The sequence below is a fragment of the Ectopseudomonas oleovorans genome, from assembly GCF_029845265.1.
Taxonomy (GTDB): domain Bacteria; phylum Pseudomonadota; class Gammaproteobacteria; order Pseudomonadales; family Pseudomonadaceae; genus Aquipseudomonas; species Aquipseudomonas oleovorans.
Genome location: NZ_JAOCLK010000064.1, coordinates 1 through 18,596 on the forward strand (window position 1 = coordinate 1; position 18,596 = coordinate 18,596).

At 60.5% G+C, this 18,596-nt stretch carries 13 protein-coding genes, 3 tRNA genes and 2 pseudogenes; 3 read left to right on the forward strand and 15 right to left on the reverse strand.

All coding sequences use genetic code 11. The features are described from left to right. Window positions 1-91: 91 nt before the first annotated feature. From N5J71_RS20920 to N5J71_RS20960, 9 genes are all read right to left on the reverse strand, one after another. Window positions 92-1,939 carry a SurA N-terminal domain-containing protein gene (locus N5J71_RS20920; protein ID WP_004424145.1) on the reverse strand — a complete coding sequence of 616 codons (1,848 nt, stop codon included), beginning with the start codon at window positions 1,937-1,939 and terminating at the stop codon, window positions 92-94. A 189-nt stretch (window positions 1,940-2,128) separates the two neighbouring features. Further along, on the reverse strand, window positions 2,129-2,401 hold the full coding sequence (gene hupB / locus N5J71_RS20925) for a nucleoid-associated protein HU-beta (protein ID WP_003282502.1): 273 nt from the start codon (window positions 2,399-2,401) through the stop codon (window positions 2,129-2,131). A gap of 135 nt (window positions 2,402-2,536) precedes the next feature. Then, window positions 2,537-4,933, reverse strand: a complete 2,397-nt coding sequence (lon, locus tag N5J71_RS20930) for an endopeptidase La (protein WP_084340543.1) — start codon at window positions 4,931-4,933, stop codon at window positions 2,537-2,539. 149 nt (window positions 4,934-5,082) lie between these two features. Next, window positions 5,083-6,363 carry an ATP-dependent Clp protease ATP-binding subunit ClpX gene (gene clpX / locus N5J71_RS20935; RefSeq protein WP_004424106.1) on the reverse strand — a complete coding sequence of 427 codons (1,281 nt, stop codon included), beginning with the start codon at window positions 6,361-6,363 and terminating at the stop codon, window positions 5,083-5,085. A gap of 107 nt (window positions 6,364-6,470) precedes the next feature. Then, on the reverse strand, window positions 6,471-7,112 hold the full coding sequence (gene clpP, locus N5J71_RS20940) for an ATP-dependent Clp endopeptidase proteolytic subunit ClpP (protein WP_279917581.1): 642 nt from the start codon (window positions 7,110-7,112) through the stop codon (window positions 6,471-6,473). A 94-nt stretch (window positions 7,113-7,206) separates the two neighbouring features. After that, the gene (gene tig / locus N5J71_RS20945) at window positions 7,207-8,517 is read right to left on the reverse strand and encodes a trigger factor (RefSeq protein ID WP_279917582.1); all 1,311 of its coding nucleotides are present in this window, start codon (window positions 8,515-8,517) and stop codon (window positions 7,207-7,209) included. Window positions 8,518-8,648: 131 nt separating this feature from the next. Next, window positions 8,649-8,733 (reverse strand) — tRNA-Leu (locus N5J71_RS20950). A gap of 56 nt (window positions 8,734-8,789) precedes the next feature. Continuing rightward, window positions 8,790-8,865, reverse strand: a tRNA-His gene (locus N5J71_RS20955). A 36-nt stretch (window positions 8,866-8,901) separates the two neighbouring features. After that, window positions 8,902-8,978 (reverse strand) — tRNA-Arg (locus N5J71_RS20960). Window positions 8,979-9,247: 269 nt separating this feature from the next. On the opposite strand from N5J71_RS20960, the gene folD reads away from it, so the two are divergent. Continuing rightward, entirely contained in the window at window positions 9,248-10,102 is an 855-nt protein-coding gene (gene folD / locus N5J71_RS20965; RefSeq protein ID WP_084340460.1) for a bifunctional methylenetetrahydrofolate dehydrogenase/methenyltetrahydrofolate cyclohydrolase FolD, read from the forward strand. A gap of 60 nt (window positions 10,103-10,162) precedes the next feature. Here the strand turns inward: folD and N5J71_RS20970 are convergent, their stop codons facing one another. The 6 genes and pseudogenes from N5J71_RS20970 to N5J71_RS20995 form a co-directional block, all read right to left on the reverse strand. Then, window positions 10,163-11,905, reverse strand: coding sequence for an ABC transporter substrate-binding protein (locus N5J71_RS20970; RefSeq protein ID WP_074859244.1), 1,743 nt, complete (start codon window positions 11,903-11,905; stop codon window positions 10,163-10,165). A gap of 51 nt (window positions 11,906-11,956) precedes the next feature. Then, the gene (locus N5J71_RS20975) at window positions 11,957-12,229 is read right to left on the reverse strand and encodes a DUF2160 domain-containing protein (RefSeq protein WP_125875047.1); all 273 of its coding nucleotides are present in this window, start codon (window positions 12,227-12,229) and stop codon (window positions 11,957-11,959) included. Window positions 12,230-12,241: 12 nt separating this feature from the next. Continuing rightward, a complete protein-coding gene (locus N5J71_RS20980; RefSeq protein ID WP_013715270.1) occupies window positions 12,242-13,042 on the reverse strand; it encodes a carbohydrate ABC transporter permease in 801 nt (266 codons plus the stop codon). 8 nt (window positions 13,043-13,050) lie between these two features. Next, a complete protein-coding gene (locus N5J71_RS20985; protein ID WP_279917583.1) occupies window positions 13,051-13,914 on the reverse strand; it encodes a carbohydrate ABC transporter permease in 864 nt (287 codons plus the stop codon). Further along, window positions 13,911-15,008, reverse strand: a complete 1,098-nt coding sequence (locus N5J71_RS20990) for an ABC transporter ATP-binding protein (protein WP_279917584.1) — start codon at window positions 15,006-15,008, stop codon at window positions 13,911-13,913. Before N5J71_RS20990 ends, N5J71_RS20985 begins: the two co-directional genes overlap by 4 nt. Continuing rightward, window positions 15,008-16,101 (reverse strand): annotated as a pseudogene (locus tag N5J71_RS20995) (ABC transporter ATP-binding protein). Before N5J71_RS20995 ends, N5J71_RS20990 begins: the two are co-directional and overlap by 1 nt. Window positions 16,102-16,360: 259 nt before the next feature. Between N5J71_RS20995 and N5J71_RS21000 the strand changes: the two are divergent. Together N5J71_RS21000 and N5J71_RS21005 are read left to right on the forward strand one after the other, a co-directional pair. Continuing rightward, window positions 16,361-18,190 (forward strand): sigma-54-dependent Fis family transcriptional regulator, encoded by a 1,830-nt coding sequence (locus N5J71_RS21000; RefSeq protein ID WP_279917585.1) that lies wholly within the window; start codon window positions 16,361-16,363, stop codon window positions 18,188-18,190. Window positions 18,191-18,337: 147 nt separating this feature from the next. Next, window positions 18,338-18,596 (forward strand): annotated as a pseudogene (locus N5J71_RS21005) (transposase); the annotation flags it as partial.

The window sequence follows — 18,596 nt, forward strand, 5'->3', positions numbered from 1 at the left end:
TCCCTACCGCGACCCACGGCGCTACGCGCCATGCCTGGCGCACAACGAGAAAGCCCCGCACTTGGCGGGGCTTTCTCGTAACGGACAGCGATCAGAAACGCTCGATATCAGCCTTGGCTTCCAGCTGCTTGAGCAGTGCGGCGAAGTCCTGCTGGCCGACACGCGACGCCAGGAAGTGGCGGTACATGGCGAGCTCTTCGTCAGCCAGCGCCTCTTCCGGTACATTCACGCCATCGAGGCGCAGCACGACGTAATCGCCATTGTTCAGAGTCACGCCGGCAAAGGTGGGCTCGCCCGCCTTGTCTGGCTTGGGCATACGGAACAGCGCCTGCAGCACTTTGGGCTCGATGCCGTCCTGGCTACGAGTGGCCGCCTCCTGAACTTGCCAATCAGCAGTAGGCTGCTCACCGGCCTGGGCAGCAGCCAGTTGCTTCTCACCTTCGGCCTTGGCCGCGGCACTGGCACGTTCCTGCTGCAGATGGGCACGAATGCTTTCAGCAACCTGCTCCAGGGGCAGCTGCTCGGGCTTTTTGTGTTCCTTGACGCGCACTACGACCACGGTGCTCGGGTCCAGCTCGATGGTCGAGCTGTTGGTGCCATCTTCCAGAACTTCAGGGCTGAAGGCAGCTTGCAGCACTTGGCGGTTGGCAGTGATGCCAGTTGCACCACCCTCACGACCGAAGGCTTCGCTGGTCTTGACCTCAAGACCCAGCTCCTGGGCAGGCTGAGCCAGATCCGATGCTTCGAACGCGGCGTCTTCCAGCTGTTTGGTCGCTTCGACGAAGCGCTGCTCGACCTGTTGCGCTTTGAAGTCACGCGCCAGCTTGTCCTTCAGGCTGTCGAAGCTTGGCACTTCTGGAGACTGAACACCCAGCAGCTTGATCAGGTGCCAGCCGAACTCGCTCTGCACGGGTTCGGAAACCTCGCCCTGCTGCAGCGCATAGAGCGCCTCCTCGAAGGCCGGATCGTAAACGCCAGGGCCGGCGTAACCCAGATCACCGCCATCGGCAGCCGAACCTGGGTCCTGCGAGAACTCCTTGGCTAGGGCAGCGAAATCTTCGCCAGCGTCCACACGCGCCTTGATCTCTTCGATCTTGGTAAGCGCGGCCTGGTCATCGCCCTCGATAAGGATGTGCGCAGCCTGACGCTGCTCAGCCAGGTTGGCGATCTCGCTCTCGTACAGCGGTTGCAGATCTTCATCGCTGACTTCGACCTGATCGAAGAAGCTTTCCTTGTGCAGCTCGACGTACTCCAACACCACCTGCTCGGGACTCATGAACTCACTGGCGTGCTCGGCGTAGTACGCCTGGACGTCAGCTTCGCTCAACTCGATCGCAGCCGGGTCGGCCTTGATGGTGAGGCTGGCGAAATCGCGGGTCTGCCGCTCGAGGTTGGCGAACGCACGCGCCTGCTGCTCGGTGACGAAGCTGCTGGCGCCGATACCGGCACGCAACTGGCCAATCAGCATTTCCTCTTCCAGCATCTGACGGAACTGCAGACGGGTATAGCCCATCTGGCGAATGACCTGATCGAAACGGGCGGTATCGAAGCGGCCGTCTACCTGAAACTCGGGCGTCTGCAGAATCACCTGATCCAGCGATGACTGCGAGAAAGCGAAACGAGCATCGCCTGCTGCCTGAAGCAGCAGCTTGCGCTCGATCAGCCCCTTGAGCGATGCCTCACGCAGCAAGCGATCATCGAGCAGCGAGGCATCGAAATCACGCCCCAGCTGCTGCAGCAACTGACGACGCTGCATTTCAACGGCCTGATTGAGCTCGTCGAGGGTAATGGTGTCACCGTTCACTTCGGCCGCATTATTGCGGTTACTGGTACCGGTGACGATGGCCTCGAAGCCGGTAAACGCCATCAGCATAACGATTAGGCCGATGATGGTCTTGGCAATCCAACCGCGTGAATTGTCCCTGATGTTTTGCAGCATGCTTCCCCCAGAACGACTGTACAGAGCCACCAGCCGCGCAGTGTGGGTAATTCCGGATAGAAGAAAGGCGCATCCTGGGATGCGCCTTCTCGTAACGCGTCAAGCGATCAGTACAGGCATGGAAACTGTCTGCCCTGCCGCCCAACAACCGCCAGAAAGGTCTGGCGGCGAGACAAATTCAGAAGACGCTTAGTTGACAGCGTCTTTCAGAGCCTTGCCAGCTTTGAAGCCCGGGATCTTGGCAGCAGCGATGTTGATCGGCTTGCCAGTCTGCGGGTTGCGGCCAGTGCGAGCAGCACGCTCTTTGACAGCGAAGGTGCCGAAGCCAACCAGTACGACAGAGTCACCAGCCTTCAGGGCGCCAGTGACGGATTCAATCACTGCATCCAGCGCGCGGCCAGCAACAGCTTTCGGGATATCAGCAGATGCAGCGATGGCATCGATCAGTTCCGACTTGTTCACTCTAAGTCCCCTTATTTCTGTTGAGTTTGTTTCTTGATTTTTAGTGTAAGCAAAGCGGGTGCTGGAGGGCCTGCCGACACAATAAGAGCCGCTTTATAACAAGGGCTCAAAAATTGTGTCAAGGAAGCCCCCCGGCTAATGCGTGCTAATTCGCTCCTTGGAATCAGACTCGCGCTTGTCATCCGTTGCAACCATCTCCGGAGCCGCATCGGGCAAGGGCTCCGGGGCATATTGCAGCGCAATTTGCAGGACCTCGTCAATCCATTTAACCGGTTTAATCTGCAGGTCTTGCTTAATATTTTCCGGAATTTCCTTCAGATCACGCACATTTTCTTCGGGAATGATCACGGTCTTGATCCCACCCCGATGAGCTGCCAGAAGTTTTTCCTTGAGCCCGCCGATGGGCAGTACCTGACCACGCAGGGTGATTTCCCCGGTCATGGCCACGTCCGCCCGCACCGGAATCTGCGTCAGGGCCGATACCAGTGCCGTGCACAAACCAATGCCCGCGCTCGGGCCATCCTTGGGCGTGGCACCTTCGGGCATATGGATGTGAACGTCGCGCTTCTCGTTGAAATCAGCCGGGATCCCCAGGCTTTTGGCGCGACTGCGAACCACCGTCATGGCCGCCGTCATCGACTCTGCCATGACATCACCCAGCGAACCGGTCTTGATCAGATTGCCCTTGCCAGGCACCACGGCCGTCTCGATGGTGAGCAGCTCACCGCCGACCTGAGTCCAGGCCAGGCCGGTCACCTGACCGATCTGATCCTGCTGTTCGACGAGGCCATAGCGATGCTTGCGCACACCCAGGAAGTGCTCCAGGGAGTCGGCGCTGACCGTGACCTGGAAGCGCTTCTCGCGTACATGCTCCTTGACCACCTTGCGGCAGACCTTGGCGATTTGTCGCTCCAGACTGCGCACACCAGCTTCACGCGTGTAGTAACGAATGATGTCGCGAATTGCCGACTCGTCGAACTCCAGCTCGCCCTTCTTCAGGCCGTTGGCCTGTATCTGCTTGGGCGCCAGGTACTTAATGGCGATGTTGACCTTCTCGTCCTCGGTGTAACCCGGCAGACGAATGACCTCCATCCGATCCAGCAGCGGGCCGGGGATGTTCATCGAGTTGGCGGTGCAAAGGAACATCACATCCGACAGGTCATAATCGACCTCCAGATAGTGATCGTTGAAATTATGGTTCTGCTCAGGGTCGAGGACTTCGAGCAATGCCGAGGCAGGATCGCCGCGCATGTCCTGGCCCATCTTGTCGATCTCGTCGAGCAGGAACAACGGGTTGCGCACACCGACCTTGGTCATCTTCTGAATCAGGCGACCCGGCATCGAGCCGATGTAGGTGCGGCGGTGCCCCCGAATCTCGGCCTCGTCACGCACGCCACCCAAGGCCATACGCACGAACTTGCGATTGGTCGCGGTGGCGATGGACTCGGCCAACGAAGTCTTGCCCACGCCGGGCGGACCGACCAGGCACAGCACCGGCCCCTTGAGTTTCTTCACCCGCTTCTGCACGGCGAGGTACTCGAGGATGCGCTCCTTGACCTCCTCCAGACCGTAGTGATCGGCATCGAGAATGCTCTCGGCGCGCGCCAGATCCAGGCGCACCTTGCTTTCGGCCTTCCATGGCACGTTCACCAGCCAATCGATGTAGGAGCGCACCACAGTGGCTTCAGCGGACATCGGCGACATCTGCTTGAGCTTGTTCAGCTCGGCATTGGCCTTGGTCAAGGCTTCCTTGGTCAACCCCGCGTTATCGATGCGCTTGCGCAGTTCGTCGAGCTCGCTATGGCCTTCATCGATATCGCCAAGCTCTTTCTGAATGGCCTTCATCTGCTCATTCAGGTAGTACTCGCGCTGACTGCGCTCCATCTGCTTCTTCACGCGACCGCGAATACGCTTCTCGACCTGTAGCAGGTCGATCTCGGCATCCAGCAGGGCCAGTACGTGCTCGACGCGAGCGGACAGCGCGGTGATTTCGAGGATTTCCTGCTTCTGCTCGATCTTCAGCGCCATGTGCGCGGCCATGGTGTCGACCAGGCGGCTGGGCTCATCGATGCTGTTGAGCGAAGACAGGACTTCGGCCGGAACCTTTTTGCCCAGCTGCACGTACTGCTCGAACTGACTGAGCAGACTGCGGGTGAAGACTTCCGATTCGCGCTCGGCAGTTTCGCCCTCCTCGATCAGTTGTACTTCGGCACGGCAATGATCATCGAGATCGATGAAACGCTCGATCAAGCCGCGCTGCTCACCCTCGACCAGCACCTTGACGGTGCCGTCGGGCAGCTTGAGCAACTGCAGGACGGTGGCAACGGTGCCAACGCGATAAAGATCCTGCTCATCCGGATCATCGACGGCCGGGTTCTTCTGGGCTACCAGCAGGATCTGCTTGTCACCCGTCATCGCCGCCTCGAGGGCCTCGATGGATTTCTCACGCCCGACGAAAAGCGGGATGACCATGTGCGGATAGACCACTACATCGCGCAATGGCAGGAGAGGCAATTCGATGGTTGTCTTCATGATTTCGGCTCAGCGGCGGCCATAAGGCCGTAAACAGGCGGGATTACCCTTGGCTTTTAAGATGGGGGTAGCTCCCGTAAAAAACAAGCGCAATGTCCACAAAAGCGAAGGGGCCCGAGGGGCCCCTTCTTTGCATCGTGCAACAGCCGTCAGGCGTCTGGCGCGGCCTTCGCCGGCGGTTCGCTGTTCTCGTAGATCAGCAGCGGCTTGGACGAACCCTCGATGACGCTCTCGTCGATCACCACCTTGCTCACGCCCTGCTGGGATGGGATCTCGTACATGGTGTCGAGCAGAATGCCCTCGAGAATCGAACGCAGGCCACGTGCACCGGTTTTTCGCTCCAGCGCCTTCTGCGCCACGGACTTCAGTGCATCGGGGCGGAACTCCAGATCCACGCCCTCCATCTCGAACAGCTTGGCGTACTGCTTGGTCAGTGCGTTCTTCGGCTCGGTGAGAATCTGCACCAGCGCAGCCTCATCCAGCTCCTCAAGCGTCGCGATCACCGGCAGACGACCGACGAACTCGGGGATCAGACCGAACTTGACCAGATCGTCCGGCTCGACCTCACGCAGGGACTCGCCGATCTTCTTGCCTTCCTGCTTGCTGCGCACTTCAGCACCGAAGCCGATGCCGCCCTTGGTAGAGCGCGCCTGGATGACTTTCTCCAAGCCGGCGAACGCGCCGCCACAGATAAACAGGATGTTGCGCGTATCGACCTGCAGGAACTCCTGCTGCGGATGCTTGCGTCCGCCCTGTGGCGGAACCGAGGCCACGGTGCCCTCGATCAGCTTGAGCAGGGCCTGCTGCACGCCTTCACCCGAGACATCACGAGTGATCGACGGGTTGTCGGATTTGCGCGAGATCTTGTCGATTTCGTCGATGTAGACGATGCCCATCTGGGCCTTCTCGACATCGTAATCGCACTTCTGCAACAGCTTTTGAATGATGTTCTCGACGTCCTCCCCCACATAACCGGCTTCGGTCAGGCTGGTGGCATCGGCAATGGTGAACGGTACGTTGAGCAGGCGCGCCAGCGTTTCGGCCAGCAACGTCTTGCCCGAACCGGTCGGACCGATCAGCAGGATATTGCTCTTGCCCAGCTCGACATCGTCTTTCTTGTCGCGCTGATTGAGACGCTTGTAGTGGTTGTACACCGCTACCGACAGCACCTTCTTGGCGCGCTCCTGGCCGATCACGTACTGATCGAGGATGGCGCTGATTTCCTTGGGTGCCGGTAGTTTGTGCGCGCTGCTCTCGGCCTGGGCTTCCTGCACCTCCTCGCGGATGATGTCGTTGCACAGGTCGACGCATTCGTCGCAGATGAAGACGGAAGGACCGGCGATCAACTTGCGCACTTCGTGCTGGCTTTTGCCGCAGAAGGAGCAATAAAGCAGTTTGCCGTTGTCCTCACCGTTACGGGTGTCAGTCATTCGATCAATCCAATACGGTAGGCTTGAAACACAAGATGAAGGCAAATGCGGGCATTTTCAAGGGCACAGGTCGCGTCAGTGGTGGATGCCCGCAGCCGGCGCCTCATCTAGACCGGCATTTGACGCTTTTCATGGACGGCATCGACCAGACCGTATTCCACGGCACGCGAAGCGCTCATGAAATTGTCACGGTTGGTGTCGCGCTCGATGGTTTCCAGCCTCTGACCGGTGTGCTGAGCCAGCAGCTCGTTCAAGCGCTCACGGATAAAGAGGATTTCCTTGGCGTGGATCTCGATGTCCGAGGCCTGCCCCTGAAAACCGCCCAGCGGCTGGTGAATCATCACACGCGAGTTCGGCAGGCAGAAACGCTTGCCCTTGGCGCCGCCAGCCAGCAGGAATGCACCCATACTGCAGGCCTGACCAATGCAGGTGGTGGACACATCCGCCTTGATGAATTGCATGGTGTCGTAGATCGCCATGCCGGCAGTCACCGAGCCACCCGGCGAGTTGATGTACAGGTGAATGTCCTTGTCCGGATTCTCTGCTTCCAGAAACAGCAGCTGGGCGCAGATCAGGTTGGCCATGTAGTCCTCGACCGGACCGACCAGGAAAATCACGCGCTCCTTGAGCAGGCGCGAATAGATGTCGTAGGCACGCTCGCCACGAGCGGACTGCTCGATGACCATCGGCACCAGGCCGCCAGCGGCCTGGATTTCAGGCATGTTTTGCATAAAAGGATTGCGGGACATGTCTTGCGCTCACTCCCTAATAGTCATGTCTCAAATACGCATAAGCCAGCACTGAGGCTGGCTTATGGTGGTGTGCTCGAACGAGGTTGCCAGATCAGTCGGCTTTAGGAGCTTCTGCCGGCTTGACTGCGTCTTCGTAGGAAACCGTTTTGTCGGTCACGTTGGCCTTCTGCAGAACAGTATCTACAACTTGCTCTTCCAGTACAACCGAACGCACTTCGTTCATCTGCTGGTCGTTCTTGTAGTACCAGGCAACCACCTGCTCGGGCTCCTGGTAAGCAGAAGCCATCTCTTCGATCAGCTCGCGCACGCGGGCTTCGTCAGGTTTCAGTTCGAACTGCTTGACCACTTCAGCGACGATCAGGCCCAGCACCACACGGCGCTTGGCTTGCTCCTCGAACAGCTCGGCCGGCAGTTGGTCAGGCTTGATGTTGCCACCGAACTGCTGAACGGCCTGCACGCGCAGACGATTTACTTCGTTGCCGATCAGCGCCTTCGGCACTTCGATCGGATTAGCAGCCAGCAGGCCGTCCATTACCTGGTTCTTGACCTTGGACTTGATGGCCTGACGCAGTTCACGCTCCATGTTCTTGCGAACCTCGGCGCGGAAACCTTCCAGACCGCCATCCTTGATACCGAACAGGGCGAAGAACTCGTCGTTCAGCTCAGGCAGTTGCGGAGCGGAAACGCTGTTGACGGTAACGGTGAATTCGGCGGTTTTGCCGGCCAGATCGAGATTCTGGTAGTCCTCAGGGAAGGTCGGATTGATCACACGCACTTCACCAGCCTTGACACCGACCAGGGCGTCTTCGAAGCCCGGGATCATGCGGCCAGAACCCAGTATCAGCTGGGTGCCCTTGGCGCTGCCGCCAGCGAATGCTTCGCCGTCGATCTTGCCGACGAAATCGATGTTCAACTGGTCGCCATTCTCGGCAGCACGCTCGACAGTTTCGAAACGGGTGTTCTGCTTGCGCAAGATGTCGAGCATGTTGTCGACATCACTGTCGGCGACTTCGGCCTGCAGGCGCTCGATGGCGATAGTGTCGAGGCCGGTCACCTGAAACTCAGGAAATACTTCGAAAGTAGCAACGTACTCCAGATCCTTGCCCTTCTCGAAGGACTTCGGCTCTACGGCCGGAGCGCCGGCCGGATTCAGCTTCTGCTCGACCACGGCCTCATAGAAGGTCGCCTGGATCAGGTCGCCCAGGGCTTCCTGACGAGCGGCATCTTCATAGCGCTGACGAATCACGCTCATCGGCACCTTGCCAGGACGGAAGCCAGGAACTTTGGCACGACGGGCAGTCTGTTGCAGACGCTTGTTGACTTCGGTCTCGATGCGCTCGACGGGTACGCCGACAGTCATGCGGCGCTCAAGAGCAGAAGTGCTTTCAACAGAAACTTGCATGGATATTCCTCGTTGCACAGACATAAGCCGGGTCGACCCGGCCCCGAATCAAGGCCAAGCATTCTAGAGGGTCAATGTGCAGAAGTCACCCTAGAAGCAGGCGGCAGTCGGGAGGGGCTATATAAAAAAGATGGTGCGGACGGAGAGACTCGAACTCTCACACCTTGCGGCGCCAGAACCTAAATCTGGTGTGTCTACCAATTCCACCACGTCCGCGTGGCTTTGCAGCTTAAAACAAAAACGCCAGGCTTTGGGCCTGGCGTTTTGGAATATGGGGTGGACGATGGGAATCGAACCCACGACACCAGGAGCCACAATCCTGTGCTCTACCAACTGAGCTACGCCCACCATATTGCATTTGCTTACTCTTGCCTGACCGCCAAATGGCGCACCCGGCAGGACTCGAACCTGCGACCATCCGCTTAGAAGGCGGATGCTCTATCCAGCTGAGCTACGGGCACTTATCCATCCGCTAGCGCAGACTTACAAGCTTTTGGCTCCAACCTCACCGCCAGGGCTTGGCTCTTGCCGCCTCACCCAGCGAGTGGCTGTTCCTGAGAAGCGGGGCGAATGTTATAGACGCCTCCCAACCTCGTCAACAGAAATTTTCAAAAAAATTCAGCGATTTAAAGGAGTTACGCGAAAACGACGGCAGGCGCCTTTGCCCGGGTGAGCGCTCATGCGAGAATGCGCGTCCTTTTTTCACCCTTATTAATGGTTAACCAGCGCAATGACCGCACAACTGATCGACGGCAAGGCGATCGCCGCCAGCCTCCGCCAGCAGATTGCCCAACGTGTCGCCGAACGCCGCCAGCAAGGCCTTCGTGCGCCAGGCTTGGCCGTGATCCTGGTTGGTACCGATCCCGCCTCCCAGGTCTATGTGTCACATAAACGCAAAGATTGCGAAGAGGTCGGTTTCCTCTCCCGTGCCTATGACCTGCCGGCAGAGACCAGCCAGGCCGATCTGCTCGCCCTGATCGACGAGCTCAACGAAGACCCGGCCATCGACGGTATCCTGGTACAGCTGCCGCTGCCGGAGAATCTCGACTCGTCCCTGCTGCTCGAACGCATTCGCCCGGATAAAGATGTGGATGGCTTTCACCCCTACAACATCGGCCGCCTGGCCCAGCGCATGCCGCTGCTGCGCCCCTGTACCCCCAAGGGCATCATGACCCTGCTGGAAAGCACCGGCGCCGATCTCTACGGCATGCATGCAGTGGTAGTTGGCGCGTCCAATATCGTCGGCCGACCAATGGCCATGGAGTTGCTACTGGCCGGTTGCACCGTGACCGTCACCCACCGCTTCACCAAGGATCTAGCTGCTCACGTCGGCCAGGCTGATATCGTCGTGGTCGCTGCAGGCAAGCCGGGCCTGGTCAAGGGTGAGTGGATCAAGCCGGGCGCCATCGTCATCGATGTCGGCATCAACCGCCAGGACGACGGCACACTGGTTGGCGACGTGACCTTTGATGCCGCCCTGCCCCGCGCCGGCTGGATCACCCCGGTTCCAGGCGGTGTTGGCCCGATGACCCGCGCAGGCCTGCTGGAAAACACCCTGCACGCGGCCGAGCATCTGCATAAGTAAGCAGCACTGCATAACAAACAACGGCACCCGAGGGTGCCGTTGTCGTTTCTGCCACTTGGATCAGTTGCGCGCCTGCTCCCAGGACTTGAGCAACTCGTCGTAGGCGATGGTTTCGCCCTTGGGTTTCTCGTTGGCCAGCTTGGGTTTCGGTGCGCCCGGCTGGTCGAACCAGTACTGCGGGTCACGCGGCTCGTTCAGCTTCGGCCCGCACTCACCCAGCACACCTGAGCGCTCCAGACGACCGAGCATGGTGTCTTGCGCAGCTGCCAGGCCATCGAGCGCCTGTTGCGGCGTCTTGTCACCGCTGGCGGCCTCGGCGATGAACTGCCACCACAGTTGAGCCAGACGTGGATAGTCCGGCACGTTGGTGCCGGTCGGTGTCCACTGCACGCGCGCCGGGCTGCGGTAGAACTCCACCAGCCCGCCGAGCTTGGGCGCTACGTCCGTCATCGCCTGCGAGTTGATGTCCGACTCACGAATCGGCGTCAGGCCGACCAGGGTCTTTTTCAGCGAGACGGTCTTGGAGGTAACGAACTGCGCATAGAGCCAGGCGGCCAGGCGCTGTTTCTCCGGCGTGGAGTTGAGGAAGGTCCAGGAACCGGTGTCCTGATAACCGAGCTTCATGCCCTCCTCCCAATACGGGCCCTTGGGCGACGGCGCCATACGCCATTTCGGCGTGCCATCGTCGTTAACCACCGGCAGGCCTGGCTTGGTCATATCGGCAGTAAAGGCGGTGTACCAGAAGATCTGCTGAGCGATGGCACCCTGCGCCGGCACCGGGCCGGATTCGGAGAAGGTCATGCCTTGCGCTTCCGGCGGCGCGTACTGGCGCATCCAATCGACGTACTTCTGCGTGGCGAACACCGCCGCCGGCCCGTTGGTATCACCACCGCGGGCGACACTGGAACCTACTGGGCGGCAGCCGTCGACGCGAATGCCCCACTCGTCCACCGGCAGGCCATTGGGCAGGCCCTTGTCGCCACCGCCGGCCATGGAGAACCAGGCGTCGGTGAAGCGCCAGCCCAGCGACGGATCTTTCTTGCCGTAGTCCATATGGCCATAGACGCGTTTACCGTCGATTTCCTTGACATGCTTGGAGAAGAACTCGGCGATGTCCTCGTAAGCTGACCAGTTCACCGGCACACCCAGCTCGTAGCCGTAGATTTCCTTGAACTTGGCCTTCAGCTCCGGACGCTCGAACCAGTCGGCGCGGAACCAGTAGAGGTTGGCGAACTGCTGATCGGGTAACTGATAAACCTTGCCGTCCGGCCCGGTGGTGAAGGACAGGCCGATGAAATCGTCAAGATCGAGAGTCGGCGAGGTGAAGTCCTTACCCTCGTTAGCCATCATGTCGGTGATCGAGACCGCCTTGCCATAGCGGAAATGGGTACCGATCAGGTCCGAGTCGTTGACCCAACCGTCGTAGATGTTCTTGCCGGATTGCATCTGCGTCTGTAGTTTCTCGACCACATCGCCTTCCTGCATCAGGTCATGCTTGAGCTTGATGCCGGTGATTTCACTGAAGGCCTTGGCCAGCACCTTGGACTCATACTCGTGAGTGGTCAGGGTTTCCGAGGCGACATTGATGTTCATGCCACGAAACGGCTCGGCAGCCTTGATGAACCACTTCAGCTCTTCGAGCTGTTGCTCCGGCGTCAGGGTCGAGGGGTTGAACTCATCAGCAATCCATTTCTTCGCGGCCTCTTCATAGGCATCCGCCCAGGCCGCACCGCTCAAACCGGACAACGCCAGCAAGGCGGCCAACGCCAAGCTATGTCGGGTCTTGTTGTTATTGTCGAACATAGAGACCTCCATCTCAGGATATGGGGAGAGGCATACCGGCGGCAGCCCGGCTCAGCCCCAGCGCATGACTGCGCACAACCACAACAGTGATAGCAGCGACGCTATCCACACGCTCCAGTCGGTCACGCCTATCACCAGCAGGTGCAGGTAGGCGCTGCCGAGCAGACCGATAAACAGCCGATCCCCACGGGTGGTGGTGATCGGCAGAAAACCCTTGCGCTCCACACAGGGCCAGCGCAGCTCGACCAGCGTCATACCGGCCAGCAGCACGGCGATGCAACCGAAGAACAGCGCGGTCGGCAGAGTCCAGGCCATCCAGTTCATGACGAACCTCCCTTACACGCGACCGAGGGCGAAGCCCTTGGCCACATGGTTGCGAACGAACCAGATCACCAGCATCCCGGGGATGATGGTCAGCACCCCGGCAGCGGCGAGCACGCCCCAGTCGATACCCGAGGCGGACACGGTACGGGTCATCACCGCCGCGATGGGCTTGGCGTCCACCGAGGTCAGGGTGCGCGCCAGCAGCAACTCGACCCAGGAGAACATGAAGCAGAAGAAGGCGGTGACGCCGATGCCGGAGCGGATCAGCGGGATGAAGATCTTCACGAAGAATTTCGGGAAGCTGTAGCCGTCGATATAGGCCGTCTCATCAATTTCCTTGGGCACGCTGGACATGAAGCCTTCGAGGATCCACACCGCCAACGGCACGTTGAACAGGCAGTGCGCCAACGCCACGGCGATATGGGTGTCGAACAGGCCGATGGACGAATACAGCTGGAAGAACGGCAGCAGGAACACCGCCGGTGGTGCCATGCGGTTGGTCAACAGCCAGAAGAACAGGTGCTTGTCGCCGAGAAAGCGATAGCGCGAGAAGGCATAGGCCGCCGGCAGCGCCACGCTGAGCGAGATCAGGGTGTTGAGGCTGACGTAATACAGCGAGTTGAGGTAGCCCTCGTACCAACTACGATCGGTGAAGATCACCCGGTAGTTGTCCAGAGTGAAATTCTGCGGCCACAGGCTGAGTCCACCAAGAATTTCGGTATTGCTCTTGAACGACATATTCAGCAACCAGTAGATCGGCACCAGCAGGAACAGAAAGTAGATCAGCAGTACCAGGCGTTTGCGCAGCGTCATGGTCGGCCTCAGCGGGTTTTGTCGTCGTGGGTCATGGCGGTATAGAACAGCCAGGACACCAGCAGGATGATCAGGAAGTACACCAGCGAGAACGCCGCCGCCGGGCCCAGGTCGAACTGGCCGACAGCCATTTGCGTCAGGGTCTGGCTGAGGAAGGTGGTGGCGTTGCCCGGCCCGCCGCCGGTGAGCACGAAGGGCTCGGTGTAGATCATGAAACTGTCCATGAAGCGCAGCATCACTGCGATCAGCAGCACGCTTTTCAGCTTGGGCAACTGAATATGGCGGAACACCGCCCAGTTCGAGGCGCGGTCAATGCGCGCCGCCTGGTAATAGACGTCAGGAATGGCGCGCAGCCCGGAATAGCACAGCAGCGCCACCAGCGAGGTCCAGTGCCAGACGTCCATGATCAGCACCGTCACCCAGGCGTCCATGGTGTTGGAGGCATAGTTGTAGCTGATGCCCAGCTTGTTCAGCGCCCAGCCCATCAGGCCGATGTCGGCACGGCCGAAGATCTGCCAGATGGTGCCCACCACGTTCCACGGGATCAGCAGCGGAATGGCCATCAGGATCAGGCACAGCGAGGCCCAGCGCCCGCGCGTCGGCATGCACAGGGCGATGGCGATCCCTAGCGGAATCTCGATCAGCAGCACGCAGGCGGAAAAGATGAACTGGCGCAGCAACGAGTCATGCAGGCGTGGGTCCTGCAGCACCTGGCGATACCAGTCGACGCCGACGAAGTAGCGCGTGGCCGGGTCGAAGATGTCCTGCACCGAATAGTTGACCACCGTCATCATCGGCACGATGGCGCTGAACGCCACCAGCAGAAATACCGGCAGCACCAGCCACCAGGCCTTGTTGTTCTGCACCTTCATGGCGCCACCTCCACCAGGTAGTCGTCGGCGTAGAGCATCAGCCACTGCGCCGGAAAGCTCAGGTAGACCTGCTCGTGCGGCACGGGCTGATCCTCCTGCAGGCGCGCCTTGAGCACCTGGCCGTCGAGGTCGAAAGTGAGGATCTTGTAGGTGCCAAGATCCTCAACATGCAGCACCCGGCCACACAGCGCATCTTCATAGGCGCCATCCCAGACGTGCACGAACTCGGGACGAATGCCCACCTGCAGACGCTTGCCATCCAGCTCCGTGAGGCACTGGTTGAGCGCGGCGGAAAGCGGCAGCACCGTATCAGCGAAGCGCACCCCGCCCTCGCAGCGCTGCACGTCGATCAGGTTCATCCCTGGGCTGCCGATGAAATAGCCGACGAAGGTATGGCCGGGGCGCTCGAACAACTCGCGTGGCGTACCGAACTGGACGATCTGCCCGCCGTACATCACTGCGATCTTGTCGGCGAAGGTGGAAGCCTCCAACTGGTCGTGGGTGACGTAGACCATGGTGATGTTGAACTGCTCGTGGATCTGCTTGAGCTTGCGCCGCAGCTTCCATTTCAGGTGCGGGTCAATCACCGTCAGCGGCTCGTCGAAGAGAATTGCCGATACGTCGTCGCGCACCAGGCCACGGCCCATGGACACCTTCTGCTTCTCGTCGGCGGTGAGGTTACGCGCCTTCTTGTGCAGCAAAGGATGCAACTCCAGCACCTCGGCGATCTCGTGCACCTTGCTCATCACCCGAGCTTCGTCCATGCCCTGGTTGCGCAGTGGGAAGGCCAGGTTGTCGAACACCGTCATGGTGTCGTAGACCACTGGAAACTGGAAAACCTGGGCGATGTTGCGCTCTTGCGGCGACAGCGTGTTGACCGCCTTGCCGTCGAACTGCACCTCGCCCTGCGACGGGCTGAGCAGGCCGGAGATGATGTTGAGCAACGTCGACTTGCCGCAGCCTGACGGCCCCAGCAGCGCATAGGCGCCGCCCTGCTGCCAGACATGGTTCATCTCGCGAATCGCGTAGTCTTCCGGCGCCTTCGGCACGCCGCTGTAGCTGTGCGCGAGGTTGTGCAAGCGAATCTCGGCCATCAGGCGGCCCTCCCCTGACGACGACTGGGCGCCTGCACCAACTGCCCATCGGCAGCGAAGACGAACAGCTTGTGGGTCGGGATGTAGATCAGGATCGGCGTGTCCACCGCATACTCTGCACCCCCGGCAGGTGCAGCACCAGCACGAACTGCTCGTTGCGCACATGCAGGAAGGTTTCCGAGCCGCTGATCTCGGCCAGCTCAACGGTTACCGCCAACTCCAGGTCATCGTCGTTGGACGGCACCAGGCCGATATGGCTGGGGCGCACGCCGAAGCGGTACTCACCCTCGGCGATGCCGCGCAGATCCGGATTGAGCGGAAAGTGCACGCAGTCGGCGAAACTCACCTCGGAGCCGCTGATACGCCCCGGCATCAGGTTGATCGCCGGTTCCGAGAACAGCTCGGCGGCCAGCACCTGTTGCGGGCGGTGGTAGACCTCGGCCGTCTTGCCGCTCTGCACCACCCGCCCTTCGTGCAGGATGGTGGTGGTGCCGCCCAGGGCCAGCGCCTCGTTGGGCTCGGTGGTGGCGTAGATGGCGATGGTGTGGCGCGCCTGGAACAGCTCGCGCATTTCCTGGCGCAGCTCCTCACGCAGCTTGTAATCGAGGTTGACCAGCGGTTCGTCGAACAGGATCAGCGAGGCGTCCTTGACCAGCGCCCGCGCCATGGCCGTGCGCTGCTGCTGGCCGCCGGACAGCTCCAGCGGATAGCGCGACAATAGTTTGTCGATGCGCAGCATGCGCGCGGTGGCCTCGACCTTCTCGACGATCTGCTCCTTGGCCACGCCGGCCTGGCGCAGTGGCGAGGCGATGTTCTCGAACACCGTCAGGGTCGGGTAGTTGATGAACTGCTGATAGACCATCGACACGTTGCGCTGGCGCACCGGCACGCCGGTGACATCGGCGCCGTTCATCAGCACACGGCCGCTGCTGGGCCGATCCAGACCGGCCATCAGCCGCATCAGGCTGGTCTTGCCGGCCAGGGTGCGGCCGAGCAGGACGTTGAAGGAGCCCGGTTCGAAACTCAGGCAGGCATCGTCGATATGCACCTGGCCGTCGACGATACGGGTGACGTGTTCGAGCTTGAGCGACATGGCCTGTCCTTTTTCTTGTCGTGCCATTCGATTGCGAACATCGATAGCGACAAGCGTGCCAGCCCCACAAAAAACAACGCATCTCTTTGATCAAAATCGAAAAAGTCGCCAAAAAATGGAGCAACTAAGGTTTACCACTGAACACTTTTGAACAGTCGAATGTGAACAACTGAACAATTCGTTCGTTGACTTTGAACAGGCTTGAACGACACTGGATCGATCGCGGCGCAGATCGCGAACCAACAAGAAGAGATCATGTATGACAGAAGCTGCCCGCGCCCCGGCGCACGACACCCTCATCCAGGAGTCCTGGTCGCGCTGTCGTGACTATGGCCTGACCCATCAGAGCGTGCCCCGCTTCGACCCACCAGCCGTCGGCGAGCTTTCGGCGCTGCTGGAAAGCCGCCAGGCCCTGGTGCAGACCACCCACCAGGAAGTGCTGCCCTACTACGGCACCATCCTCGCCAATTCCAACTGCCTGATCATGCTTGCCGACGACCAGGGTCGGCTGCTGCAGTCCTGGGGCGACCAGCGCTTCATCGAGCCACGTCAGGCTGCAGGCTTCGTCGCGGGCGCCAGCTGGCTGGAACGCTACACCGGCACCAACGCCATCGGCACCGCGCTCAGTTGCGGCCAGGCCGTGCATATCCAGCACGACGAGCATTTTCTCAAGGCCAACCGTTTCATGACCGGCTCGGCCTCGCCGATCTTCGACGAACAGCGGCGCATGATCGTCGTGCTCGACGTGTCCAGCGACAGCTACCTGCCGCCGGCGCATACCCTGGGCATGGTCAAGATGATGAGCCAGTCGGTGGAGAATCGCCTGATCCTCAAACTGTTCGCCGACCAGTACCACCTGCTCAGCTTCAATACCAGCCTCGACAACCTCGACAGCCCCTGGGCCGGCCTGGTGGTGTTCGACGAGCAGGGCCACGTGGTGTCGGCCAACCGCCGCGCTGACAATCTGCTGGGCCAACCTTTGACCTACGGCGCCATCGAGCAACTGTTCGACGTGCCTCTACAGCAGTTGCTCAACCAGCCGGATGGGCAGCCATTCAGCCTGCGCACTAGCAGCCACTTTCGCTTTCACGCACGGGTACGCCGCCCTGCCCGACCGGCTCCTATCCAGCCTCGCGACTTCCGCCCGCAAGCCACCCAGAGCACGCCGCAAGAGCCACAGTTGCATACCCTGAGCGCTGGCGACGCGCGCATGGACAAGGCCGTGCGCCAGGCCGAACGCCTGCTGGAGAAGGACATTCCGATTCTGGTTCAGGGCGAAACCGGTGCCGGCAAGGAAGTGTTCGTCAAGGCGCTGCACCAGGCCAGCTCACGGGCCAGCCAGCCGTTCATCGCGGTCAACTGCGCGGCCATTCCGGCGGAGCTGGTGGAGTCGGAATTGTTCGGCTACGAGAAAGGCGCCTTCACTGGCGCCAGCCAGAAAGGCCATATCGGCCTGATCCGCAAGGCGCACAAGGGCACCCTGTTTCTCGACGAAATCGGCGACATGCCGCTGCGCGTTCAGGCGCGCCTGCGGCGCGTGCTGCAGGAGCGCTGCGTGCAGCCGCTGGGCAGCAGCGAACTGCATCCGGTGGATGTACGTCTGGTGTCTGCCACCAACCGCCCGCTACGTCAGGACGTCGACAGCGGCCAGTTCCGCGCCGATCTGTACTACCGCATCAGCGGCCTGAACCTGGAACTACCGCCACTGCGTGAGCGCAGTGACAAGCAGGCGCTGTTCCAGAAACTCTGGGAGCAGCACAGAGAACCTGGCCAACATGCGGGTATCAGCCGCGAAGTGCTGGAGCTGTTCCAGCATCACCCCTGGCCGGGCAACCTGCGCCAGCTCAGCAGCGTGCTGCGCGTGGCGCTGGCCATGGCGGACGACCAGCCCATCCGCGCCGAACACCTGCCGGACGACTTCTTTCTCGATCTGCCGACGGACACGACCCTGCAAGCACACCCCGAGCCCGACGATCTGGCCAGCCAGTACCAGGCCTGCGGCGGCAACATTTCCTACCTTGCCCGCAACCTCGGCCTGAGCCGCAACACACTGTACAAGCGCCTACGCGAACTGGGCGTCAGACCCTGACGACACGCCGGGTCTTTATGCCCAGCCGCCAGCCCTGCTGCATGCCCGCGGCTGCTAGCAGCTTGTTGAAATTCGCCCACGCCCTGTCTGGTTTTGCGGCGTGTGGTTTACGATATCGGCTCCAATCTGCCGGAGCTCTCGATTTCCATGCGTGGAGCCGATATCACCCAGGAGCCCCCTGTTCACTGTCGCCAAGCTCGATGACTTCGTGCCGGTGAATCATCCCCCTGCGCGCCATCCGCAAGCTGGCCAACACCGCTCTGCAACGGATGAGTGCCCTGTTCGACACCTTGCATGCCGACACCGACCGCACCTCGATTGCCCCGGAGAAGTTGATGCGGGCGCAATTGCTGCAACTGTTCTATTCGCTGCGCAGCGAGCGCATGCTCATGGAGCAACTGGGCTA

Coding starts and splice junctions, on each gene's coding strand:
- N5J71_RS20920 (WP_004424145.1), bottom strand. CDS start 1,939: ATGCTGCAAAACATCAGGGACAATTCACGCGGTTGGATTGCCAAGACC.
- lon (WP_084340543.1), bottom strand. CDS start 4,933: ATGAAGACAACCATCGAATTGCCTCTCCTGCCATTGCGCGATGTAGTG.
- clpX (WP_004424106.1), bottom strand. CDS start 6,363: ATGACTGACACCCGTAACGGTGAGGACAACGGCAAACTGCTTTATTGC.
- clpP (WP_279917581.1), bottom strand. CDS start 7,112: ATGTCCCGCAATCCTTTTATGCAAAACATGCCTGAAATCCAGGCCGCT.
- tig (WP_279917582.1), bottom strand. CDS start 8,517: ATGCAAGTTTCTGTTGAAAGCACTTCTGCTCTTGAGCGCCGCATGACT.
- folD (WP_084340460.1), top strand. CDS start 9,248: ATGACCGCACAACTGATCGACGGCAAGGCGATCGCCGCCAGCCTCCGC.
- N5J71_RS20970 (WP_074859244.1), bottom strand. CDS start 11,905: ATGTTCGACAATAACAACAAGACCCGACATAGCTTGGCGTTGGCCGCC.
- N5J71_RS20975 (WP_125875047.1), bottom strand. CDS start 12,229: ATGAACTGGATGGCCTGGACTCTGCCGACCGCGCTGTTCTTCGGTTGC.
- N5J71_RS20980 (WP_013715270.1), bottom strand. CDS start 13,042: ATGACGCTGCGCAAACGCCTGGTACTGCTGATCTACTTTCTGTTCCTG.
- N5J71_RS20985 (WP_279917583.1), bottom strand. CDS start 13,914: ATGAAGGTGCAGAACAACAAGGCCTGGTGGCTGGTGCTGCCGGTATTT.
- N5J71_RS20990 (WP_279917584.1), bottom strand. CDS start 15,008: ATGGCCGAGATTCGCTTGCACAACCTCGCGCACAGCTACAGCGGCGTG.
- N5J71_RS21000 (WP_279917585.1), top strand. CDS start 16,361: ATGACAGAAGCTGCCCGCGCCCCGGCGCACGACACCCTCATCCAGGAG.